Annotated in this window: 18 protein-coding genes; 15 read left to right on the top strand and 3 right to left on the bottom strand. The window is 41.7% G+C overall.

Annotated features, from left to right (window positions below):
* The first annotated feature begins 6 nt into the window (after nucleotides 1-6).
* Nucleotides 7-1821, top strand: coding sequence for an alkaline phosphatase (locus tag C7972_RS05710; RefSeq protein WP_258364782.1), 1815 nt, complete (start codon nucleotides 7-9; stop codon nucleotides 1819-1821).
* 104 nt (nucleotides 1822-1925) lie between these two features.
* On the opposite strand, the gene C7972_RS05705 is transcribed toward C7972_RS05710, so the two are convergent.
* The gene (locus tag C7972_RS05705; protein ID WP_110355264.1) at nucleotides 1926-2753 is read right to left on the bottom strand and encodes an OmpA family protein; all 828 of its coding nucleotides are present in this window, start codon (nucleotides 2751-2753) and stop codon (nucleotides 1926-1928) included.
* Between the two features lie 161 nt (nucleotides 2754-2914).
* Nucleotides 2915-4006, bottom strand: coding sequence for a VWA domain-containing protein (locus tag C7972_RS05700; RefSeq protein ID WP_110355263.1), 1092 nt, complete (start codon nucleotides 4004-4006; stop codon nucleotides 2915-2917).
* Nucleotides 4007-4342: 336 nt separating this feature from the next.
* On the opposite strand from C7972_RS05700, the gene C7972_RS05695 reads away from it, so the two are divergent.
* From C7972_RS05695 to C7972_RS05640, 12 genes are all read left to right on the top strand, one after another.
* Entirely contained in the window at nucleotides 4343-5053 is a 711-nt protein-coding gene (locus tag C7972_RS05695) for a galactosamine-6-phosphate isomerase (protein WP_110355262.1), read from the top strand.
* Nucleotides 5054-5226: 173 nt separating this feature from the next.
* Nucleotides 5227-5688: a (2Fe-2S)-binding protein gene (locus C7972_RS05690; RefSeq protein ID WP_110355261.1), complete on the top strand. Its 462-nt coding sequence runs from the start codon at nucleotides 5227-5229 to the stop codon at nucleotides 5686-5688.
* An 86-nt stretch (nucleotides 5689-5774) separates the two neighbouring features.
* A complete protein-coding gene (locus tag C7972_RS05685; RefSeq protein ID WP_110355260.1) occupies nucleotides 5775-8003 on the top strand; it encodes a xanthine dehydrogenase family protein molybdopterin-binding subunit in 2229 nt (742 codons plus the stop codon).
* A 2-nt stretch (nucleotides 8004-8005) separates the two neighbouring features.
* Nucleotides 8006-8260, top strand: coding sequence for a MoaD/ThiS family protein (locus tag C7972_RS05680; protein WP_110355259.1), 255 nt, complete (start codon nucleotides 8006-8008; stop codon nucleotides 8258-8260).
* 151 nt (nucleotides 8261-8411) lie between these two features.
* Nucleotides 8412-9395, top strand: a complete 984-nt coding sequence (moaA, locus tag C7972_RS05675; RefSeq protein WP_110355258.1) for a GTP 3',8-cyclase MoaA — start codon at nucleotides 8412-8414, stop codon at nucleotides 9393-9395.
* Nucleotides 9396-9461: 66 nt separating this feature from the next.
* Nucleotides 9462-10055: a molybdenum cofactor guanylyltransferase gene (locus C7972_RS05670; RefSeq protein ID WP_110355257.1), complete on the top strand. Its 594-nt coding sequence runs from the start codon at nucleotides 9462-9464 to the stop codon at nucleotides 10053-10055.
* Nucleotides 10056-10103: 48 nt separating this feature from the next.
* A complete protein-coding gene (locus tag C7972_RS05665) occupies nucleotides 10104-11180 on the top strand; it encodes a HesA/MoeB/ThiF family protein (RefSeq protein ID WP_110355256.1) in 1077 nt (358 codons plus the stop codon).
* A 45-nt stretch (nucleotides 11181-11225) separates the two neighbouring features.
* Nucleotides 11226-12092, top strand: a complete 867-nt coding sequence (locus tag C7972_RS05660; RefSeq protein WP_110355255.1) for a polysaccharide deacetylase family protein — start codon at nucleotides 11226-11228, stop codon at nucleotides 12090-12092.
* A gap of 31 nt (nucleotides 12093-12123) precedes the next feature.
* Nucleotides 12124-13323 (top strand): molybdopterin molybdotransferase MoeA, encoded by a 1200-nt coding sequence (locus C7972_RS05655; RefSeq protein WP_110355254.1) that lies wholly within the window; start codon nucleotides 12124-12126, stop codon nucleotides 13321-13323.
* Nucleotide 13324: 1 nt separating this feature from the next.
* The gene (locus tag C7972_RS05650; RefSeq protein ID WP_110355253.1) at nucleotides 13325-14335 is read left to right on the top strand and encodes an XdhC family protein; all 1011 of its coding nucleotides are present in this window, start codon (nucleotides 13325-13327) and stop codon (nucleotides 14333-14335) included.
* Nucleotides 14335-14940, top strand: coding sequence for an NTP transferase domain-containing protein (locus C7972_RS05645; RefSeq protein ID WP_110355252.1), 606 nt, complete (start codon nucleotides 14335-14337; stop codon nucleotides 14938-14940). Before C7972_RS05650 ends, C7972_RS05645 begins: the two co-directional genes overlap by 1 nt.
* 323 nt (nucleotides 14941-15263) lie before the next feature.
* Nucleotides 15264-16358: an amidohydrolase family protein gene (locus tag C7972_RS05640; RefSeq protein ID WP_110355251.1), complete on the top strand. Its 1095-nt coding sequence runs from the start codon at nucleotides 15264-15266 to the stop codon at nucleotides 16356-16358.
* A 19-nt stretch (nucleotides 16359-16377) separates the two neighbouring features.
* On the opposite strand, the gene C7972_RS23755 is transcribed toward C7972_RS05640, so the two are convergent.
* Nucleotides 16378-16518: a hypothetical protein gene (locus C7972_RS23755; protein ID WP_181422832.1), complete on the bottom strand. Its 141-nt coding sequence runs from the start codon at nucleotides 16516-16518 to the stop codon at nucleotides 16378-16380.
* Nucleotides 16519-17472: 954 nt separating this feature from the next.
* Here C7972_RS23755 and C7972_RS05630 point away from each other — a divergent pair.
* Nucleotides 17473-18018 (top strand): hypothetical protein, encoded by a 546-nt coding sequence (locus C7972_RS05630; protein ID WP_110355249.1) that lies wholly within the window; start codon nucleotides 17473-17475, stop codon nucleotides 18016-18018.
* A 208-nt stretch (nucleotides 18019-18226) separates the two neighbouring features.
* The gene (locus C7972_RS05625) at nucleotides 18227-20455 is read left to right on the top strand and encodes a TonB-dependent receptor plug domain-containing protein (protein WP_110355248.1); all 2229 of its coding nucleotides are present in this window, start codon (nucleotides 18227-18229) and stop codon (nucleotides 20453-20455) included.
* The last annotated feature ends 668 nt before the right edge of the window (nucleotides 20456-21123 follow it).

The following is a 21123-nucleotide window of genomic DNA, read 5'->3' as shown; positions in this document are numbered from 1 at the left end:
ATTTCAATGTTTAAAACCAATCGCTTCCTTTTATTGCTGTTATTGCTGTCCCTTCAAATCGCTTTGGGGCAGAAAAAAAACTCATTTAAAATACATTCCCATAATGATTATCTGCAAACTGCACCGTTTTGGGATGCCTATGCACATGGGGCAAACTCCATTGAGGTAGATGTATTTCTAAAAAATGGCACCTTATATGCCACCCATGACGAGGTAGATATTATTCCAAGCCATACCATGGAAAGCCTGTATTTGGAACCATTGAAAAAGGTGATGGAATTACAATTGGGGAAGGGCCAGGAATTGCAACTTCTAATAGATATCAAATCGGAAACCTATGCGACCCTGGCGAAGATAGTGACTGTTTTGGAAAAATATCCCAGCATTATCCAGAATCCCAATATCACCATGGTGATATCCGGAAATAGACCTAAACCGGAAGAATACAAAAATTATCCAAAGTTTATAATGTTCGACTATCAGAGTTTGGACGATATCCCAAAGGGGGATGCTTGGGAAAAAGTAGCGTTGATAAGCCTTCCTTTTTATAAGTTTTCAAGATGGAACGGAAAAGGAAGATTAACTGCCGAGGATCTGCAAAGGGTAAAATCGACCATAGACAAAGCCCACTCCTATAACAGACCTTTCCGTTTTTGGGCCACCCCGGACTCCAAGACCGCATGGAAAGCCTTGCACGATCTTGGGGTGGACTATATCAATACGGATATGGCGGATAAGGCATCTGTATATTTAGAAACATTGGGGAATAGGGTATATTACAACAAGGCCAAATCCCATGTATATATACCTACCTACAAGTCCGACCAAACTGAAAAGGCTGTTAAAAATGTAATATTGCTCATTGGCGATGGCAATGGACTCACCCAAATTTCTTCCTCGGTTTTGGCCAATGGCGGTAGCCTTACCCTGACCCAGTTGAAAAGTATAGGCTTTATTAAAACCCAGTCCTCGGACGATTTCACAACCGATTCGGCTGCAGCCGGGACTGCTTTGGCCACAGGGGCAAAAACCTACAACAGGTCTATTGGAATGGCTTCCAACGGGCAAGCACTTGTAAATATTACCGAATTACTGGACCAACATCAATTTGTAACCGGCTGTATCACCACGGATAAAATTGTTGGAGCTACCCCTAGTTCTTTTTATGCCCATCAAAAAGACAGGGACGATACCGACGGTATTGCCAAAGATCTTTTGAAGAGTAAACTCTCCCTTTTTGTTGGAGGAGGGGAATCCAGTTTTAACACAGCGGATTTTCAAGGGAACAGTTTTTCAATTTTAAAGGATGTTGATGAACTGGGAGCCAGCAAGAAAGACAAAATAGGATTGTTCATTGCGGAGAATGACGTTCCCAGTTTTTTGGAGGGCAGGGGAAATATACTTGCCGAAGCCACTAGAAATGGGCTTCAATTCTTAAACGCCAAAAAAAAGCCATTCTTTTTAATGGTGGAAGCCGCACAGATAGATTCGTACGGACATAAGAATGAAGTGGGCGGTATAGTCACGGAAGGTATAGATTTTGACGTAGCCATAGCGGAGGCCATAAAATTCGCCGATAAATCTGGAAATACCTTGGTGGTTATAACGGCAGATCATGAAACATCCGGATTTACCATGCCGCAGGGAAATATGGAAATGGGCATGGTGGAGGGCGACTTCACTACCGACGATCATACGGCGACCATGGTTCCTATTTTTGCCTACGGACCCCATTCACAAGAGTTTCAAGGGGTATATGAAAACAATGAGGTTTTTCACAAGATTCTAAAAGTGCTGAATATAAAGGATTCCCGGAAATAGAATAAGCCAACTTACAATTCCCGAAACCAACGGGATAAAAAAAACCCCGATGCATGCATCGGGGTTTTTAGGATAAAACAATAATTATAGTTAATGGTAGTGTTCTATAATGATTCGGCATCCAATAAGGCAAAAAACTTATCCAAATTTGGGATAATCACGATTCTTGTTCGTCTGTTTATGGCCATATTTTCCTTGCTGTTGTTTTCAACCAGTGGCAAGTAGCTGCTTCTACCTGCAGCTATTAGGTTGGCTGGATCAACATTGTACTTATTCTGCAAAAGTCGAACAATGGACGTAGCTCTTTTAACACTTAGATCCCAGTTATCCTGAAACATTTCGGTATTGATGGTTCTGGAATCGGTATGCCCTTCAACCATTACTTCCATACTAGGCTCGGAATTGATAACTTCGGCCAATTTGGCCAATATGCTGTTCGCTTTATTGCTAACCCTATAACTCCCGGAGTTAAACAATAATTTGTCCGAAATATTGATCATAACCACAGTTTTGTTGATATCAACAATAACATCATCGTCCTCATCGGAAATGGATTTCTTTAAATTATAGGAAATGGCCAGGTTCATGGAATCTTCCAAGGTTTGGGCCTTTGCCAGTTCACTGGGGTCTATTTTTGCCAAAGTAGCCCGCATTTTTGCCTTGGTGTTATTGCTCATGACGGCAACATCATCTATAGACGCAAATTGAGAGTCATTTATCTCCTGTAAGGAATTTATTTTTTCATTGTATTCTGCAACCCTTGCCTCAATTTTGGAGACTTTGGATTCCAATTCCTCCTTTTCCACTTGGGTTTTTGTCAACATGCTTTTGGTATTGGACAAATCGCCTTCAAGGGCTACATATTTTTTCTTAGATACACAGGAGGCTAAAACCGCCATTCCCATTAAACCAACCAACGTTACTTTTTTCATTTCCTTATTGTTAAAAATTTACAAATAGTGTTCTGTTCTGTAAGGTTATACGGTCATATCGAGGAAAAAGACGTTGGACTGTTTGTAAATTTGAACAAAAAAAAAGGACATCAAATTAAATTGATGCCCTAACTATATGATTTAAAGAAACTTAACCTAGGTTATTCACAGCCTCCCGTAAAACCTTTTGCGTTAAATTTAGTTTGAACCGCTCCTTGCCTGTTGCCTTCCTTAACTTGGATGGCCAAGTTATTTTCACCACTACCATCACGTTTTGGACTGCAATATTCAAATAGGTAAAAACTATTGGCCTGTTCCGCAACCCTAAAGGAAATATCGTTGAACGTTGTTTCCAATTGTTCCTTATTCCCAGCGAACACACTAAAGGTCTTGCCTATTTTTTCCAAAACATTGGTATCAATTTCCGCACCCAGCCCTATACTGAAAAAGGCAATGTTCTTGTTGGCATTGTCCACTTTTTTCAAGGCTGCAGATTGGGTATAACGGGAAGCCTGATCGGTACCATCGGTAAAGATAACCACCGAGGCCGCACCAATACGATCATTGGTTGTACTTGATGCCAATAGCTTTTCCGCCTTGTCCGTAGCTTTGATTACAGCACCGTAAAGATCGGTGGAAGGATCCTTGCTGATGTCGGCATTGATCCCGTCAATAGAATTTATCAATTCCTGTTTTACATGGGTCAATTCGTTCAGTACATGAAGCTTATCCTCTCCGTCAAACCAATAAATGGCCATCTTGAAGGACTCGGTATCGGAAACTGGCATAACGTTGTTTACGAAACTGGTGGAAGCCGTTTTCAATTCTTCCATACTACTGCTTAGAACACTATTACTTAGATCCAGCACCAAAATAGTGTTGTTGTTGAAAATCTGCGAATTGGGGGAAATCCTGGCAAAGGACTCCGTAGCGGAAATGGTACTGAAACAGTCATCATTTCTACCTTGCTCATAAATGGTAAACTGGTTTGCCGTTAATCCAGGAACAGGATCTCCGTCGGTATCCGACACCTTAAAAAATATGGATACCTTTCCAGGTAGGGTGGTGTATTGATCCTGAATGGACAATACCAATTCGCCATCCCCCAAATTTAGACAGTCGTCCACAGGTTTTCCAAGGCCCAGGTCGCCTTCGCCATTAAGGCCGTATTCTACATCATCATCCGCATTTCCACAGGATACAAATAGGGCCAAACTGAAACAGATAGCCACCAACTTAAAATATAATTTCATTTTCATAATTTTTTACGTTCACCTAGCAGAACGTTCAAAACTATTTAAAATTATATTTCAATTTAAAATAGGTGTTAATATTTGTTAAAGACTTTATTCACATTTTTCAGAGGCTTATTCCACAGCTGTTCCATTCCGCAATTATAAAGACATCCGTATTTAATGGCACTATTGCAACCCGGCCCATGAAGCTACCGCCCCCTTATGTTTTTGTTACATATTGGACTCCTATATGATACATGGAAGTGGATGGTGAAAACTTTGGCCCAGATGTACGACCAACGCTAAATTTTTGTATTTTACATATCCCTTTGCAAGTTAACGCCTGGGCTTGTTATGAATATACGCTACTGTGCAGATTATGAAGGCATGAGCCAGATGGCTTTTGATTATCTATTGACCAGTTTAAAAGCAAAACCACAGCAGTTGATCTGTACCGCTACAGGCAATTCACCTGAAAGGCTTTATGAAAAATTGGCGGATCACAACAAAAGCACGCCCAATAGTTTTAAGGAAATAAAAATTATAAAACTGGATGAATGGGGCGGAACCAATGGAGATTATCCAAATACAAGTGATTATTACCTTCAGAAAAAAGTCCTTGAACCCTTACAGATTTCAAAAAGCAATTATTTGTCATTCGACAGTAGCCCAACCGATGCAAAAAAGGAATGCGATCGTATGGAAAACGAAATCCAGGAACACGGTCCTATAGATATCTGTATCCTTGGCTTGGGGAAAAACGGGCATTTAGGATTTAACGAACCTTCAAAATCCCTGATTCCAGATTGTCATATTGCGGATTTAAGTGAATCTTCCCTAAAGCATCCCATGGCCAATAAAATGAAGACCAGACCCACTTATGGCTTAACCTTGGGGATGGCCAACATTTTAAAATCAAAGAAAATTATCCTGTTGGTCACAGGGCCGAGCAAGAAAAAAGCCATCAAAAAATTATTGAATAGGGAAATAACCACTTTCTTACCTGCTTCCTTTTTATGGTTGCATCCCAATGTGGATTGCTTTTTGGATAAAAGCTCCCTTTAGATTTAGTGGACTGTTCAATCCCATTAAGGGCTGAAATAAATTTGTTGAATTTTCAAGCAAAACAGCCAGATTGGAAGAAAGTATGCCCTTAACAAACTGTTAAAGTGACACATCCTTTCCCTAAATTTGGTAACTTGTAGAGTATTTTTTTGATCAATCTAAAATCAGTCACTATGCCAAAATACGATATCAATGTAAACGGGGTTTCCAAAAGTGTAGATGTTGCGGAAGACACACCTTTATTATGGGTGCTACGCGATCATTTGGATTTGGTAGGAACAAAGTATGGATGTGGGATAGCACAGTGCGGAGCGTGCACGGTACATTTGGACGGTAATGCGGTAAGAAGTTGTTCTTTACCCGTTGCTTCGGTAGCCGGACAGCATATTACTACCATTGAAGGACTTTCCAAAAATGGCGACCACCCTGTACAATTGGCCTGGAAAGAAGTGGATGTTCCCCAATGCGGTTATTGTCAGGCAGGTCAAATAATGACGGCCTCCGCTTTTCTGGACAAAAATCCAAATCCAACATCGGACGAAATAAAAACGGCCATGCACGGCAATATTTGCCGATGTGCTTCCTACACTAGGATTCATAGGGCCGTGGAAATTGCCGCTACAAAAATAGGATAGGCCTTTTCCCAATGGAAATATAGGCTGCCATATTCGCTTACCCACAAAACCAAATCCTCGGAACATAGAGGGAAAAACAAAAAATTATGTCGACATCATCAGTAACATTCAATAGACGGGCATTCATTAGAACATCATCCTTGGCCAGTGGCGGACTCCTCATAGGCTTTAACCTTTTTACGGCCTGTAAACCTAAGGTGCAGCCCCCAGTAGATATTTCCCAATTAAATTTTAATGATTTCAATGCCTTTATAAAAATTGCAGATAATGGTGCGGTGACCCTATTTTCACCCAATCCTGAAATAGGACAGGGTGTTAAAACAGCAATGCCCATGTTGATTGCCGAAGAATTGGACGTAGCCTGGAACATGGTTTACGTTGAACAAGCCATCTTGGATACCGAGAATTATTCGGGCCAGATTGCCGGTGGTAGCCAATCTATCCGACAATCATGGGGGCCCTTGAGACAGACTGGGGCCACGGCGCGCCAAATGTTGATTAATGCCGCTGCTGCCAAATGGGGTGTAGATCCTTCGGAATGTAGCACCTCGGAAGGGATAATCACCAATGCCAATGGGGAGACTTTTGGGTATGGTGATGTAGTCAAGGAGGCCGCAGCAATGGAAGTTCCAGAAAATATTACCCTTAAGGAGATAAAGGATTTCAAGATTATTGGAACCGATGCCCGAAATGTGGATATTGATAAAATAATCACTGGAAAACCCCTTTTCGGATTGGATTACAAAGTAGAGGGTATGGTATATGCCTGTGTCTTACGACCTCCCGCCTTTGGTAAAATATTGGACACCTATGACGATACGAAGGCCAAGTCCATGCCTGGTGTTTTGGATGTAATTAGAATAGGGGAGAAGGCCAAGGAACTTACAAAAGAAGGGGTAGGCAACTGGACAGCGGCTATGGGCAAAAGTGATAAAGTGGTGGTCATTGCCAAAACTACCTGGGAAGCCCTAAAAGCCAAGGAAGCCCTATCCGCCACTTGGGTAGATGATGCCGTTATGGAAAGTACGGAGTATCAGGATGAGCAATTATTAGGTCTCCTGGATGGAAAGGAGTTCAAGACCTTGAGAAAGGATGGGAATATTGACAAAGCCTTTTCCCAGGCCGATAAAATATTGGAACGCACCTACGAATCCCCCTTCCTACCACATAACTGTATGGAGCCCATGAATTTTTTCGCCAATATTACCGATGAAAAAATCCATTTGGTGGGACCGGTGCAGACCCCCGAATACGCCGCCAATGCGGTAGCAGGTATGTTGGGCAGGGATGTTAAGGACGTTCATTTGGAAATGACACGCATGGGAGGTGGCTTTGGAAGGCGATTGTACGGGGATTTTGTATACGAAGTTGCGGAAATTGCCGAGGCCATAAAAAAACCTGTCAAATTGGTGTTTTCCAGAGAGGACGATATGACGGCAGGCGTATATAGACCAGCTATAAAATACAGGATCAAGGCGGCTATAAAAAATGGACAAGTAACCGCCTACCACTTAAAAGAAGCAGCTGTTGGCGGAAACATGTACGGATTAATACCCAATTTCTTCCCTGCAGGGGCCATTGAGAATTACCAAGTGGATGTAGCCAATTACCAAAGCAATATTACTACCGGGGCGTGGAGAGCCCCTTATACCAATTTCCTAGCATTTGCCGAACAAAGTTTTTTTGATGAACTGGCAGAAACCATGGAAGTGGATCGCATTCAGTTACGTTTGGACCTTTTGGAAAAAGTAAAAGGTACCACGGACGAGCGTATCCAGTATTCCCCGGAACGTATGCAAAATGTTATTAAAGTTGCCGTGGACAAATCAGGTTGGGGCAAAAAAGGGGATGGCGTCTTCCAAGGCTTTGCCGCCTATTATTGCCATAATTCCCATGTAGCGGAGGTGGCCGATGTTGAGATTGAAAACGGGATGCCTGTTGTAAAGAAAGTTACCTGCGTTGTGGATTGTGGTATCGTAGTAAATCCCTTGGGTGCCAAAAATCAAATAGAAGGTGGTGTAATAGATGGGGTAGGCCATGCCATGTATGGCGAACTAACTTTTGTGGACGGGAAACCCCAGTCCCAGAACTATGATAAGTACCGCTTGATAAGGATGGGAGAGATCCCAATAGTGGAATCACATATGATACAAAATGAAATAGCGCCAACCGGATTGGGCGAACCTACTTTGCCCCCGGCAGGGGCAGCAGTGGCCAATGCCATTAAGGCCGCTACGGGAAATAGACTTACCCAGCAGCCGTTTTCAAAATTCCCGGAATTGATGAAAGTCCCCGACCAACCAATAATTGGATAGATATGACGATATTACTTTTTGGTGTTACCAAGGATATTATAGGTAGCTCAACATTGTCCATGCCTAGTTCCAGCGAATTTGGATCGAAAAAAACCAAGACCGTTAAAGAGCTTAAGGAATATTTGTCCAAAATATACCCTGAACTAAAAAAATTATCCTCTTTGGCCGTTGCTGTCAATAATTCTTATGCAAATGATGATACCATAATCGATAATTTTGATGAAATTGCACTCATTCCTCCAGTAAGCGGGGGATAAGTCTTTTTTCCCAGGGCAAACACAGGAGGCATCGGAAAAAAACCAATCATAACATTCCATGGGCCGTATGAACGGATAGGGCTTACCTACCAATAGAGAGGCAAAGGTAGGAGCATAAAATCCCACTCGGTGGGTAAAAAATTGAGGATCAATGTTGATAGACAATCACAATAGGAAAATAAATTATCTACGCTTGGCGGTTACCGATCGCTGTAATCTGCGCTGCAACTATTGTATGCCCTCGGAAGGGATAAATTTTGCCGAAAAAGACTCCCTTTTCACGATTGGGGAACTCTGTAAATTGAGCGAAATTATGGTAGGGCAGGGGATAGAAAAAATAAGGATTACCGGAGGGGAACCCTTTGTCAGAAAAGACCTAATGGTATTATTGCGCAAACTTTCGTCCTTAAAAGGTCTTCAGGATATTTCCATTACTACCAATGCCACCTTGATAGGGCCCTATATTCAAGAATTAAAAAGCTTGGGGATCAAAAACATCAATGTTAGTTTGGATGCCATTGATAAAAACACCTTTGAACGCATCACAAGACGTAATCAATATGATACCGTATATAACAATCTAATTCAACTGATAACGGAAGGTTTCAACGTCCGTATCAACTTTATTGCCCTGGAAAATCAAAATACCCAAGACATTATCCCCATTCTGGAGGTTATGAAGCATTACCCGGTTTCCGTGCGCTTCTTGGAGGAAATGCCGTTCAATGGTGGCTCCAAGTCCTTCAATACCATTGCCTGGGATTATAAAAAAATATTGGAGCATATCCAATCTGAATATCCTGAAATAACCAAGTTGGAATCGCCCAAAACCTCCACCTCCATAAATTATAAGATAAAAGGACATAAAGGTACTTTTGGACTTATTCCATCCTTTACCAGAACCTTTTGCGGGAGTTGTAATCGACTAAGAATATCGGCCACGGGCGATGTTATAACCTGTTTGTATGGCAAGCCCAGAATGAATTTAAGGGAAGTGATGAGAGGGGACAAGGTAGAAACCCGGATTAAGGAGCATATCCTTAAAGCTATTGGCAGCAGATCCAAAACTGGTTTTGAGGAACAGGAAAAATATGATGGAATATTTGAAAATTCAATGACCTCCATAGGAGGTTAATGCCAGCTTTATACGGCTTGGGACAAAGTAGTATTTGGCTAGGGAATAAAATAATAACTACAAATAATGAACTCCACTAAAATATATGGTCTAGTACTTACCGGTGGAAAAAGTACCAGAATGGGAACCGACAAAGGTTTGATAGAATACCATGGCATAGCACAACGCGAATATTTGTATCAACTATTGCAAACGGTATGCGACCAAACTTATTTGAGCATCCGAGGGGAACAGGTTTCAGAATTCACTCCAGATCACCAACTTATTATTGATGAGAACCAATTTAAAGGTCCCTACAACGGACTTTTAAGCGCCCATAACTTTAATCAGAACGTGGCATGGTTGGTATTGGCCTGCGATCTGCCTCTGATGGATCAGGACGCTTTGGAGCAGTTGATCGATTTACGGAATCCAAACAAAATGGCTACGGCCTTTGCCACAAGGGAAAGTGGTTTGCCCGAACCTTTATGTGCCATTTGGGAACCCAGAGGTTTGCAAAAGTCATTGGATTACCTGAATAACGGGCCTGGTACCTGTCCCCGGAAATTTTTGATCAATGAAGATATTAAATTGGTGTTTCCTGAAAATGAAGAAGTATTATGGAATGCCAACTTTAAGGAGGATTACGAAAAAGTATTGCTAAAATTAGCCCACAATTAGGAAAAGTAGGTGGTAGGTAAATTATAAAACTTGGATTGCCAATTGTTTATGAACATCAATAGATATCAGAGACAGACCGTTTTAAAGGATTTTGGACCGCAGGCCCAACAAAAGCTTAAAAACTCCAGTGTTTTGGTGGTGGGTGCCGGCGGATTGGGCATTCCTGTGTTACAGTATTTGAATGCCATGGGGATTGGAACTATTGGTGTAATTGAGCAGGATGATATCGAAATCACCAATCTGCAACGACAAGTGCTGTATACGGAAAAGGATTTGGGAAGGTCTAAAATTGAAGTTGTACTGGAGCGATTGAGTGCCCAGAATTCCAATACGCAATTTAAAACCTTTGATACTTTTCTCACCAAACACAATGCCTTAGAGATTATTTCCCAGTTTGACGTGATAGTGGATGGCTCCGATAATTTTCCCACGCGCTATTTGATCAACGATGCCTGTGTAATCCTAAAAAAACCATTTGTATCCGGAGCTATACAGGGATTCGAGGGGCAACTTAGCGTCTTCAATTATCAAGGGGGCCCCACCTATAGGTGTTTGTTTCCCAATATGCCTACCCTGGAAGAAATCCCCAATTGCAACGAGAATGGGGTATTAGGGGTTATTCCAGGTATCATAGGAAATCTTCAGGCTTTGGAAACCGTAAAAATAATTAGTGGTGTTGGGAAAATTTTAAACGGTAAATTATTGTTATTCAATGGGTTAAATCAATCCTATCAAACCATTACTTTTAGCCTTAAACCCCAAAATACCGCTATAAAAAAACTCCTGGAATCCTATGGGACAGAGGTTTGTAAGGTGGATAAAAACATTGGTATTGAAGAATTTGAAAACAGATTGAAAATTCAAAAGCACGTTCAAATAATCGATGTAAGAACGAAGGAAGAATTTGAAAATTTTTCATTGCCCCAACTTAAGGCCCTTAATATCCCATTAAATGAATTGAAGGACCGGACAGAGGAACTGGACTCCCTAAATCCGATCTACCTCCTCTGTCAATCCGGCAAAAGGAGTGGTATGGCGGTAAGAATCTTGGAAGGAATAAACCCTGAGCTTGAGCTCTATAATATTTTAGGGGGAGTGGACCAATTCCTTGCCCTTCAGAAGTAAACCTATTTTTTTTGATTATCTGAAATATCCACAAGACCGAACAATATGGCCAAACATTTTGATCTAGAACAATTAGGGTACAAGAAAGAGGATATCCTTTTAATGGTTCATGCCGATGACGCTGGCCTATCATGTTCCGAAAATGCGGCCACCATAGAGGCATTGGAAAAGGGGATTGTAAATTCCTATAGTATCATGGTTCCCTGTCCATGGTTTTGGGATATGGCCAATTTTGCCAAAAATCAGCCGCAGCACGACTGTGGCATTCACCTGACGTTGACCTGCGAATGGAAACATTACAAATTTGGACCCGTTCTCCCTTATTCCGAGGTGCCTAGTTTGGTGGACCAACAGGGGCATTTCCATGCCAAAAGGGATCAGGTAAAGAAATGGGCTAAGCCACAGGAGGTTAAAAAGGAACTGAAAGCGCAAATTGATAGGGCCTTGGCAGCTGGGATAACACCTACCCATTTGGATTCCCATATGTACACTTTGGGCCTCACCAAGGAACTCCTAAGCGTTTACAGGGAATTGGGCAGGGAATATCAACTACCTATTTTTTTAAGTGATCAACTGCTGGAAGACGTTGGCAATCCCGATTCGCTCCAGACCTCCGACAGCATCGTAAATGCAGTTCATATGGGCAATTTCGGCGCAATGAAAAGCACTGGCTTGGGTCCAGTGTATACCAATATGCTGGAAAACCTAAAAGCGGGATTCAATATAATTTTAATACATCCGGCCTTTGACAATATGGAAATGAAACAAGTGTGTACAGACCATCCCAATTTTGGTTCCCTTTGGCGTCAAATGGATTTCGATTTTTTCACCAACCCCAATACCGTGGCATTACTTAAGGAAAGGAACATAAAACCTATAACCTGGAGGGAAATACAAAAGATAAGCCTTTAACAAATCTCCTATTAATTGTAACTTGTGTAGCATGATTTCCTTTAAAGACGCATATAAAAAAGTAATGGACCTTCATCAGGACTTTGGGAATGAAGAGGTTCCCCTTGTCAAGGCCATGGGCCGAATCCTTGCGGAAGACATTGTGGCCGATAGAAATTTCCCTCCTTTTAACAGGGCCACCAAAGACGGAATTGCCATTAACTACGATGCCGTTGAAAAAGGGCAGACCAAATTTACAATAGAGGGCGTATTGGCTGCAGGCATGCCTTCACAACGCTTGTTGGATCCTTCCAATTGTCTTGAAATAATGACCGGGGCCGTGGTTCCTGAAAATGCGGACACCGTGGTAATGTACGAACATCTCCATATTGAAAATGGAACGGCCACACTAACCAAAAAACCCAACAAAGGGCAGGATATTCACCTAAACGGAAGTGATCGGCAAAGGGGAGGTCTGGTCTTAAAAAAACACAGCGCCATTTCGGCCGCAGAAATAGGAGTATTGGCTGCTGTAGGAAAGGCATCCGTCAAGGTGCGCACCCTGCCTAAAATAGCCGTTGTATCCACGGGGAACGAATTGGTAGAGGTAGAAGAAATCCCCTTGCCCCACCAAATACGCAAATCCAACATCCATACCTTGTATGCGGCATTGTCCCTTGAAGGTATTGTCCCTACCAAAATCCATTTACCAGATAAAAAAGATAGTATTAAAAAAGCCCTTGACCATACTTTAAAGGAGCACAATGCCGTACTTTTAAGCGGGGGGGTATCTAAAGGTAAATTCGATTTTCTTCCCCTAGTATTGGAGGAATTGGGTGTAGAAAAAATATTTCACGGAGTTTACCAACGTCCGGGAAAACCGTTTTGGTTCGGAATTCAAAGAGAAACCAACACAGTGGTATTTTCCTTTCCCGGTAACCCTGTATCCACCTTTGCCAATTACAATGTCTACTTTAAGGATTGGTTAAGACTGTCCTTGGGGCTTCCGCTGCCCAAAATAGATGTTATCCTTAAGGAGGCCGTGGCAGTGAAGGGCGACTTAACTTTGCTGCTAAGGGTTGCATTAGGATTTAACCGGGGACATTTAGTAGCCTCCCTGGTAAAGGAAAATGGATCTGGTGACCTATGCAGTTTGGTAAATACGGATGGATTTATAATCTTGGAGCCCAAAAATGGCACTTATGAAGTAGGGGAGTTGGTTCCCTTTGTCCCTAGCAGAGATCCAATGTAGTATGACACACGAACTCAAAAAAATTGTACGGGAATATCAATCGGCCACTGCAAAGGGCTTAAAATGTGTTCTGGCCACGGTTGTGGCACTAGATGGCTCCTCCTATAGAAGACCAGGAGTGAGAATGCTGATATTGGAAGACGGGCATATGATAGGCGCAGTAAGTGGCGGCTGTGTTGAAAAGGAAGTAGTAAGACAGGCACAGTCCGTTTTTACCCATGACATTTCCAAAATAATGACCTATGATGGTCGATATAGACTAGGCTGTGAGGGGATTCTGTATATTTTATTGGAGCCTTTTAGACCGGACAAGCTATTTTTGGAAACCTTTGAAAAAACCCTGACATCGAGACAACATTTTGAAATACGGTCCTATTTTGAAAAAAAAGAGGGGTCCAATGCCGATTACGGTTCAACAGTCGTTTTTGGACAGGAACCATTGCCACTTTTGACGGGTTTCCGTCCCCATGATAAACTTGAGGTTTTTGAGCAAAGCATGAAACCCTGTTTTAAACTATTCATTATTGGAGCCGAACATGATGCGGTACAGTTATGTAGCTTTGCCTCTATGGCTGGTTGGGAAGTGACCATCGTTACCGACCCCTCCGAGGAAAAAAATATCTTGGATTTCGAAGGGGCCCATGACTTTCTTGGGATTTTACCTGAGAGCTTTCCCGTCGACGAAATAGATCGGCATACGGCCATTGTTCTAATGAACCACAGCTATTCCAAAGACTTAAAGTATTTATTAAGATTGAAGGACTCAAAACCCACATATTTAGGTCTTTTAGGTCCTTACAAAAGAAGGGAACAACTATTTAACGAACTCATGGAACTAAGCCCGGAGATTAGCTATGACTTTCTGGACGGAATCCATGGTCCTGCCGGACTCAATATTGGTGCGGAGACCCCACAGGAAATTGCCATATCCATTGTTGCCGAAATCTTATCGGTCATAAGGGAAAAGGAACCCATGCCCTTAAAAAACAAGAAAACCGGAATTCACGATTGATGCCGAAAGACTTACATGTAGCGATTCTGATCATGGCGGCCGGCACTTCCTCCCGGATGAAGGCCATAAAGCAGTTGTTGCCTTGGGGCGACAGCACTTTGATGGGCAATGCCCTAAATAATGCACGTTACTCCAAGGCCACTAAAGTATTGACGGTATTAGGAGCCTATCAGGAGGAGATACAACAGGCAACCGACTTTAGGCACTGTGAAACAATATATAACCCCGATTGGAAAATGGGATTGGGGAATTCCATTGCCTGTGGTACCAAGCACCTTCTGGGACAGGACCAAGTATATGGGGGAATTATGGTTATGCTGACCGACCAGCCCTTGATAGATGATCAGTATTTAAATACCCTTATCGATAATTTTTCCAATTCCCAACACAGCATTGTAGCCACCAAATATGTCGATAGGGTAGGAGTGCCCGCCATTTTTGGAAAGATCCATTTTAAGGCCCTTATGGAATTGAATTCGGACCATGGTGCTAGGGAAATCATCAAAACCCACCCAAACGATGTTATGGGCATAGCCGCTGACGGAAAAGAGCTCGACATTGACACCTTGGAAGAATATGAACGGGTAAAAAAGAGTAATCAGTAGTCAGTGGTCACTGGTAACTAAATTGAACAGTTGGCTGTTCCAAGATTCAATGTTAAAAGTTATTTAATCCAAAAACCTAAACGTCATTGCGAGGAGCTAGGGCGAAGAAGCAATCTCCTTCTTTATGAGTGGATAGCCGCAAAGAGATAATCTCTCCCTAAGGCCGAGGTATTGAACCTAGATCCCGCCGAAAAAGGCGGGATTAGTTCAACTTGCAGTTGTAAAGCTAAAGTCAAACATTTAATGTTCTGGAAATTTTTTAAGCTTCAAACTTTAGGTTGTCCACTATATAACATAAATTTAGAATCTAATTTAATGACATAATGATTTTAAAGAATTTAGTCCCTCTTTGTATATTGATTATAGCCTTTTCCAATGAAGCCTTCTCACAGGAAATGGGCTTCGAGGAATACAACCCTATATCGACCCTTAAAGTCCCAGGAAAGGAAATTCACAGGGCCAAGTTCCCATTTATAGATGTCCATGGCCATCAGTATCGAATGCCAAATCAGGATCTTTCCCTACTTATCGCGGATATGGATAAACTCAATTTGGCAATTATGGTCAACCTTAGTGGTGGTTCGGGAGAAAGGATAAAACAATCTTTGGAAAATATAAAAAACCATTACCCCAACAGATTTGCGGTTTTTGCCAATGTGGATTTTGACGGGGTTGGAAAACCTGGCTGGTCCGAGAAGGCAGTTGCACAATTGGAAGCCGATATCAAGAACGGGGCCAAGGGACTTAAGGTGTATAAAAGTCTTGGACTTCGGGATAAAGATGCTTCTGGAAAACGATTGGCGGTAGATGATGACCGCTTAAGTTCTATTTGGGAAAAATGTGGGGAATTGGGAGTACCTGTCCTTATCCACTCGGCCGACCCAAAACCTTTTTGGGATGAGGTAGATTCGGATAACGAAAGATGGCTGGAACTAAAGACACACCCTAGGAGAAAGCGCTCGGCAACCGATCCAGCCCCTTGGGAACAAATTATAGGGGAACAGCACAGAATGTTTAAAAAGCATCCGAAAACGAACTTTATAAATGCCCATATGGGATGGTATGCCAACGACTTGGGTACCCTAGCACGTTTAATGGACGAAATACCCAATATGTATGTAGGTATAGGGGCCATTATTGCAGAATTGGGCCGACAACCAAAAAATGCCCATAAATTCTTTGTAAAATATCAGGACCGGGTCCTATTTGGTAAGGATAGTTGGAAACCGGAAGAATTTCCTACCTATTTTAGGGTGTTGGAATCCGATGATGAATACTTCCCGTATCATAAAAAATACCATGCTTTCTGGGCCATGTACGGAATGGACCTACCCGATGAAGTACTTAAAAAGTTATATTATAAGAATGCACTAAAACTCATTCCCGGATTGGACACGAGCTTATTTCCAAAGGATTGACAAGGCCCAACAAAGTAGGCTATTTGCTATCCTGGGGGTTTTGTATCTTTTCCAATTTCCCATATTCCTGAAAAATACCACACGAATCGGTTTTTTTAACAAGGGATTGTTCTTTTTTTCTTTTGGCCAAAGCTTCAATCTGCGGTGATAAAAATGCCATAACTAACTTTTTTTGTGATATAAAATTACTTTTTTTTAAGAACGCAATTGGAATCAAATTGTTGTTTTATTGTTAATTTTTTATTTGATATATGCTGAAATAACACTTCCCCGTAGGTCCAAACATGGTTTACAGGCGATTTATAATTGGTATTAAATACTTGGCCCATGTGGTTTGTAAGCATAAACACGGGCCCGAACCCCTTCCGTATTTCCCACCTCAGTTCCGCGGAAAACACGGGACAGGCCTGCTAAGGGGAAGGAGTTTTTTTTGTTTGGTGCTGATAACGGGATTTTAAGCACAACAACAGTGGTCTATACAAAATACCTAGCGGCATTCCACTTGAACTGACTTTCTATTTTCAATATTAGGTTTAGCCAAATCTAGTTTCCCACTGCATTCAGACGGACTGAACGGTCACTTCCACATGAGCCTATTTCAGGCGATTGAGAAGTTGCACATACTTGGCCAAAGCGGCTTATGTTCATAAACACGGGCCCGCACCCCTTCCGTATTCCCCACCTTAAGGTGGAGAATCCACCTTCCCCTAAGCAGGGGAAGGAGCTCTTTTTGTTTGGTGTCGATAACGGGATTTTAATCACAACAACAGTGGTCTATACAAAATACCTAGCGGCATTCCACTTGAACTGACTTTCAACATTGAACCACAGTCGGGAGCTACTTGTGCGATTTCTCATATCCATTCGAAATGACTTTCTATTTTCAATATTTATGTAAATCTAGATTCGTTAGAACTTTCTACACTTTTAAACTTCTATCTTCTAGGCTCTTGGTTCTTTTAAAATCAATTTCCAACAATACCCATCTCTCCATAAAAGAATAAAAAGAATGTTTCACGATATTTTAACAGTAAAACCGCTATGATTTTATATTTTCGGCGAAAATGAAACCCATCGCATAAATATTCTGTAGCTAAGGCATAAAAAGGTATTGGTGACCTGGAAAAATGAAAAAGGCTTGAAGCCGTGGTTGTTTAAAAGTGTAGCAGTGCTTATTGGTATCTGCTATTTATTGGCGCCTTTACGGCAGGAGCTAACGGAACTGATGCACTTTTTATCGCATTCGTTTGATCAAGGAATAGGGCATCATACCATGGCCGCCCATTCCCATAATTTTAAGGACTACGATTGGCATGATGTAGCCCCGTCCGGGGCGTTGAGCCATACATCAGAAATCCAAAAACATATGGACTCCAACGAAATAGGTTTCCTCAGTCACTCTCATCCACCCAATTCCAAACCCCACACGCATGAGGTTATAGATTTCATGAGCATGGCATTCAGTGCTTCAACCCCAAGCCATCAAGACAACGACGGAATGAAGGTGCAAACCGATTTGGACAAACATCTAGTGGTGATCCATTTTGGAACGTACCAAGCTATTGCAACATTTAAAAAATCCCATTTTTCCCACATACAGGAAAACACTTCAAAAGGAATTCAATTACTTATAGTACCTCCTCCCGAGCCCCTTTGTTAATTTTTGGAACATAATAATTTTTAAAAGCAACCCATATCCATTTCTGGATGTAAGTGGTCAGCTTCTACATTGTTATTGTCCAATCCCGTGATACTTTAAAGAAAAGGCATGCAACTTTATCGCATTCAAAGCCATTGGTTTTATATGGATAGATATGCCCAAAATATATCAAAAATAGCTACTAGCTATATGAACAAAAATTAAAAATATGATTAAAAATACCTTTGGATTGTTGATTCTTTTACTTTGTGGAGCCTTAAATGCCCATACCATAAGTGGAACAATAACCAACCAGGATAATGTGCCCCTAAGTGGAGTAGGGGTGTACAATAAGAATACGGGCAATTATGCCTACAGTAATAATTCGGGAGCCTTTAGACTGGCAAACGTTAGCGTAAATGATCGTATCTATTTTTACAGTCTTGGATTTCAGAACAAAGAATTGCTCATTTCGGAAAGTCAGTTGGATTCCCCCCTTCGGATTGTCCTGGAGGAGGCCGCAGTGTCCTTGGACCAGGTGGTATTGGTATCCAATATCAATGCCATGAGCAATTTTGTAAACGTGGATGTTAAATCCGATCCCGTTAAATCCTCCCAGGAAATCCTCAGGAAGGTTCCTGGTCTCATCATTGGCCAGCATGCCGGTGGCGGTAAGGCCGAGCAAATTTTCCTAAGGGGATTTGATATTGACCACGGAACCGATATCGCTATAAATGTGGATGGCTTACCCGTAAACATGGTATCCCATGCCCATGGCCAAGGTTATGCCGATATGCACTTTATAATTCCGGAAACCATAGATAATATCGATTTTGGCAAGGGACCTTACTATGCCGATAAAGGCAATTTTAATACGGCCGGATATGTGGATCTGACCACCAAAAAGACCTTGGATAAAAACATGGTCAGTATGGAAGTCGGTAAATACAATACCTTAAGGGGCTTGGGGATGATAAAGCTACTGGAAAGCGATAATGACAATGCCTATATCGCTTCAGAATATTTAATTTCCGATGGCGTTTTTGAATCTCCCCAGAATTTCAATAGAATCAATATTATGGGACGCTACCACCATAAGGACGATGCCGGTAACGAAGTTAATTTGACCGCTTCACACTTTCAGAGCAAATGGGATGCCTCCGGACAAATTCCCCAACGGGCCGTAGACAATGGAAGCATTGGAAGGTTTGGCGCCATAGACGATACCGAAGGGGGCAATACCAGCCGTACCAATCTGTTGGTGAATCATAACAGGCAATTGGACCATCACAGTAGCCTTACATCCAAGTTCTTTATTTCCAAATATGATTTTGAACTGTATTCCAATTTCACATTCTTCTTGGAGGATCCCATTAACGGAGATCAAATAAAGCAAAAGGAAAATAGAACCCTTCTTGGGGGTGAGACCAGTTATGACAAAACCCTACACTTGGACAATAATTCACAGTTCAGTTTCAATACGGGCCTAGGGTTTAGGTATGACGATATCAACGAGGTGGAACTTTCCCATACCTTGAACAGAAAGACTAGCCTGGAGCAACTTGCTTTTGGCAATATTGATGAATTGAACGCCTATGGCTTTTTCAGTATGAATTATAGAATAAATAAGTGGAACATCAATCCCGCGGTCCGTCTGGACTATTTAAAATTTGATTATGAAAATTTATTGACTTCGGCCTATGACCAAAAGAGTGAAAACAAAACGGTTTTAAGTCCCAAGCTGAATGCCATTTACCAAGCCTCCCAGGAGATACAGGTGTATGCCAAGACCGGAATTGGCTTTCATTCCAATGATACCAGGGTGGTTACTGCCAATAATGGGGAAAGAATATTGCCTTTGGCCTTTGGAGCCGATATAGGGACCATCTACAAGCCAAAAAACCGATTGGTATTAAATATGGCCCTTTGGCATCTTTTTATGGAGCAGGAATTTGTGTATGTGGGAGATGCCGGCATTGTGGAACCTAGTGGCAAGACCAAACGTTTTGGGGTGGACCTAGGGGCGAGGTACCAGCTAACGGATTGGTTGTACGCCTATGGCGATCTTAATTATACCTATGCCAGAAGCGCGGAAGACCCTAGTGGGGAGGATTATATCCCCTTGGCTCCCGACCTGACCTCTTCGGGCGGACTTAGCTTTAAGGGGCTTAAAAACTTTTCGGGGGGAGTGAACTATCGTTTTATACAGGACCGACCTGCCAATGAAGACAATTCCATTGTTGCCAAGGGATATTTTGTAACCGATTTCAATCTAAATTATTCCTGGAAGAATTGGAATTTTGGACTTATCGTGGACAATCTTTTTGACACGGAATGGAACGAGACCCAATTTGCTACCAACAGTAGATTGTTCAACGAGGCGCAGGCGGTAGAGGAAATCCATTTTACCCCTGGAACACCTTTTTTTGCCAGGGGCAAGGTATCTGTTAGTTTTTAACGGAGGTTGTAACCAAATCATAGCTCCTTCCCTAAAGTTTTCTGGGGGGAAGGAGCTTTTTTGTGTCGTTCTTATCAAAAACTTTCTACCCTATAAAGAGTTTTCGATACAAAATGTCAAACGTCCCGTCACTTCGAGTGATTTTGCATAACTTTCCAAATCCTTAACCTACTTCGATTTCGACTACGCTCAATCTCCGATTTAGCCAAATCAACTTCTGCACACAGTACTCTACATTTGGCAATTTGGAACTTGAAACTAAGAAACCTTAAACTTTTAACATTCGACTTTACAACTTTGAACTGCATGCAGGAGTTACCAGTGGGATTTCTCCTCACTTCGGCTCGATCGAAATGACTTTTAGATTTAAACTTGAAACTTTGAAACCTTGAACTTTTAACATCCGAACATTCAACTTTTAACATTCAACTTTACAACTCATTACCCTACTTCGATTTCGACTACGCTCAATCTCCGATTTACCTTGAAACAATTTCTGCCCATTGTAATCTACCTTTTGGAATTTTGAACTTGAAACTAAGAAACTTTTAACATTCGACTTTACAACTTTAAACTGCATGCAGGAGCTACTTGTGCGATTTCTCATATCCATTCGAAATGACTTTCTATTTTTAATATTTATATAAATCTAAATTCGTTAGAACTTT

This window comes from Arenibacter sp. ARW7G5Y1, assembly GCF_003201775.1.
In the GTDB taxonomy this organism is placed as follows: domain Bacteria; phylum Bacteroidota; class Bacteroidia; order Flavobacteriales; family Flavobacteriaceae; genus Arenibacter.
The sequence above is the reverse complement of the archived record's forward strand: the minus strand, read 5'-3'. Positions and strand labels throughout refer to the sequence as shown.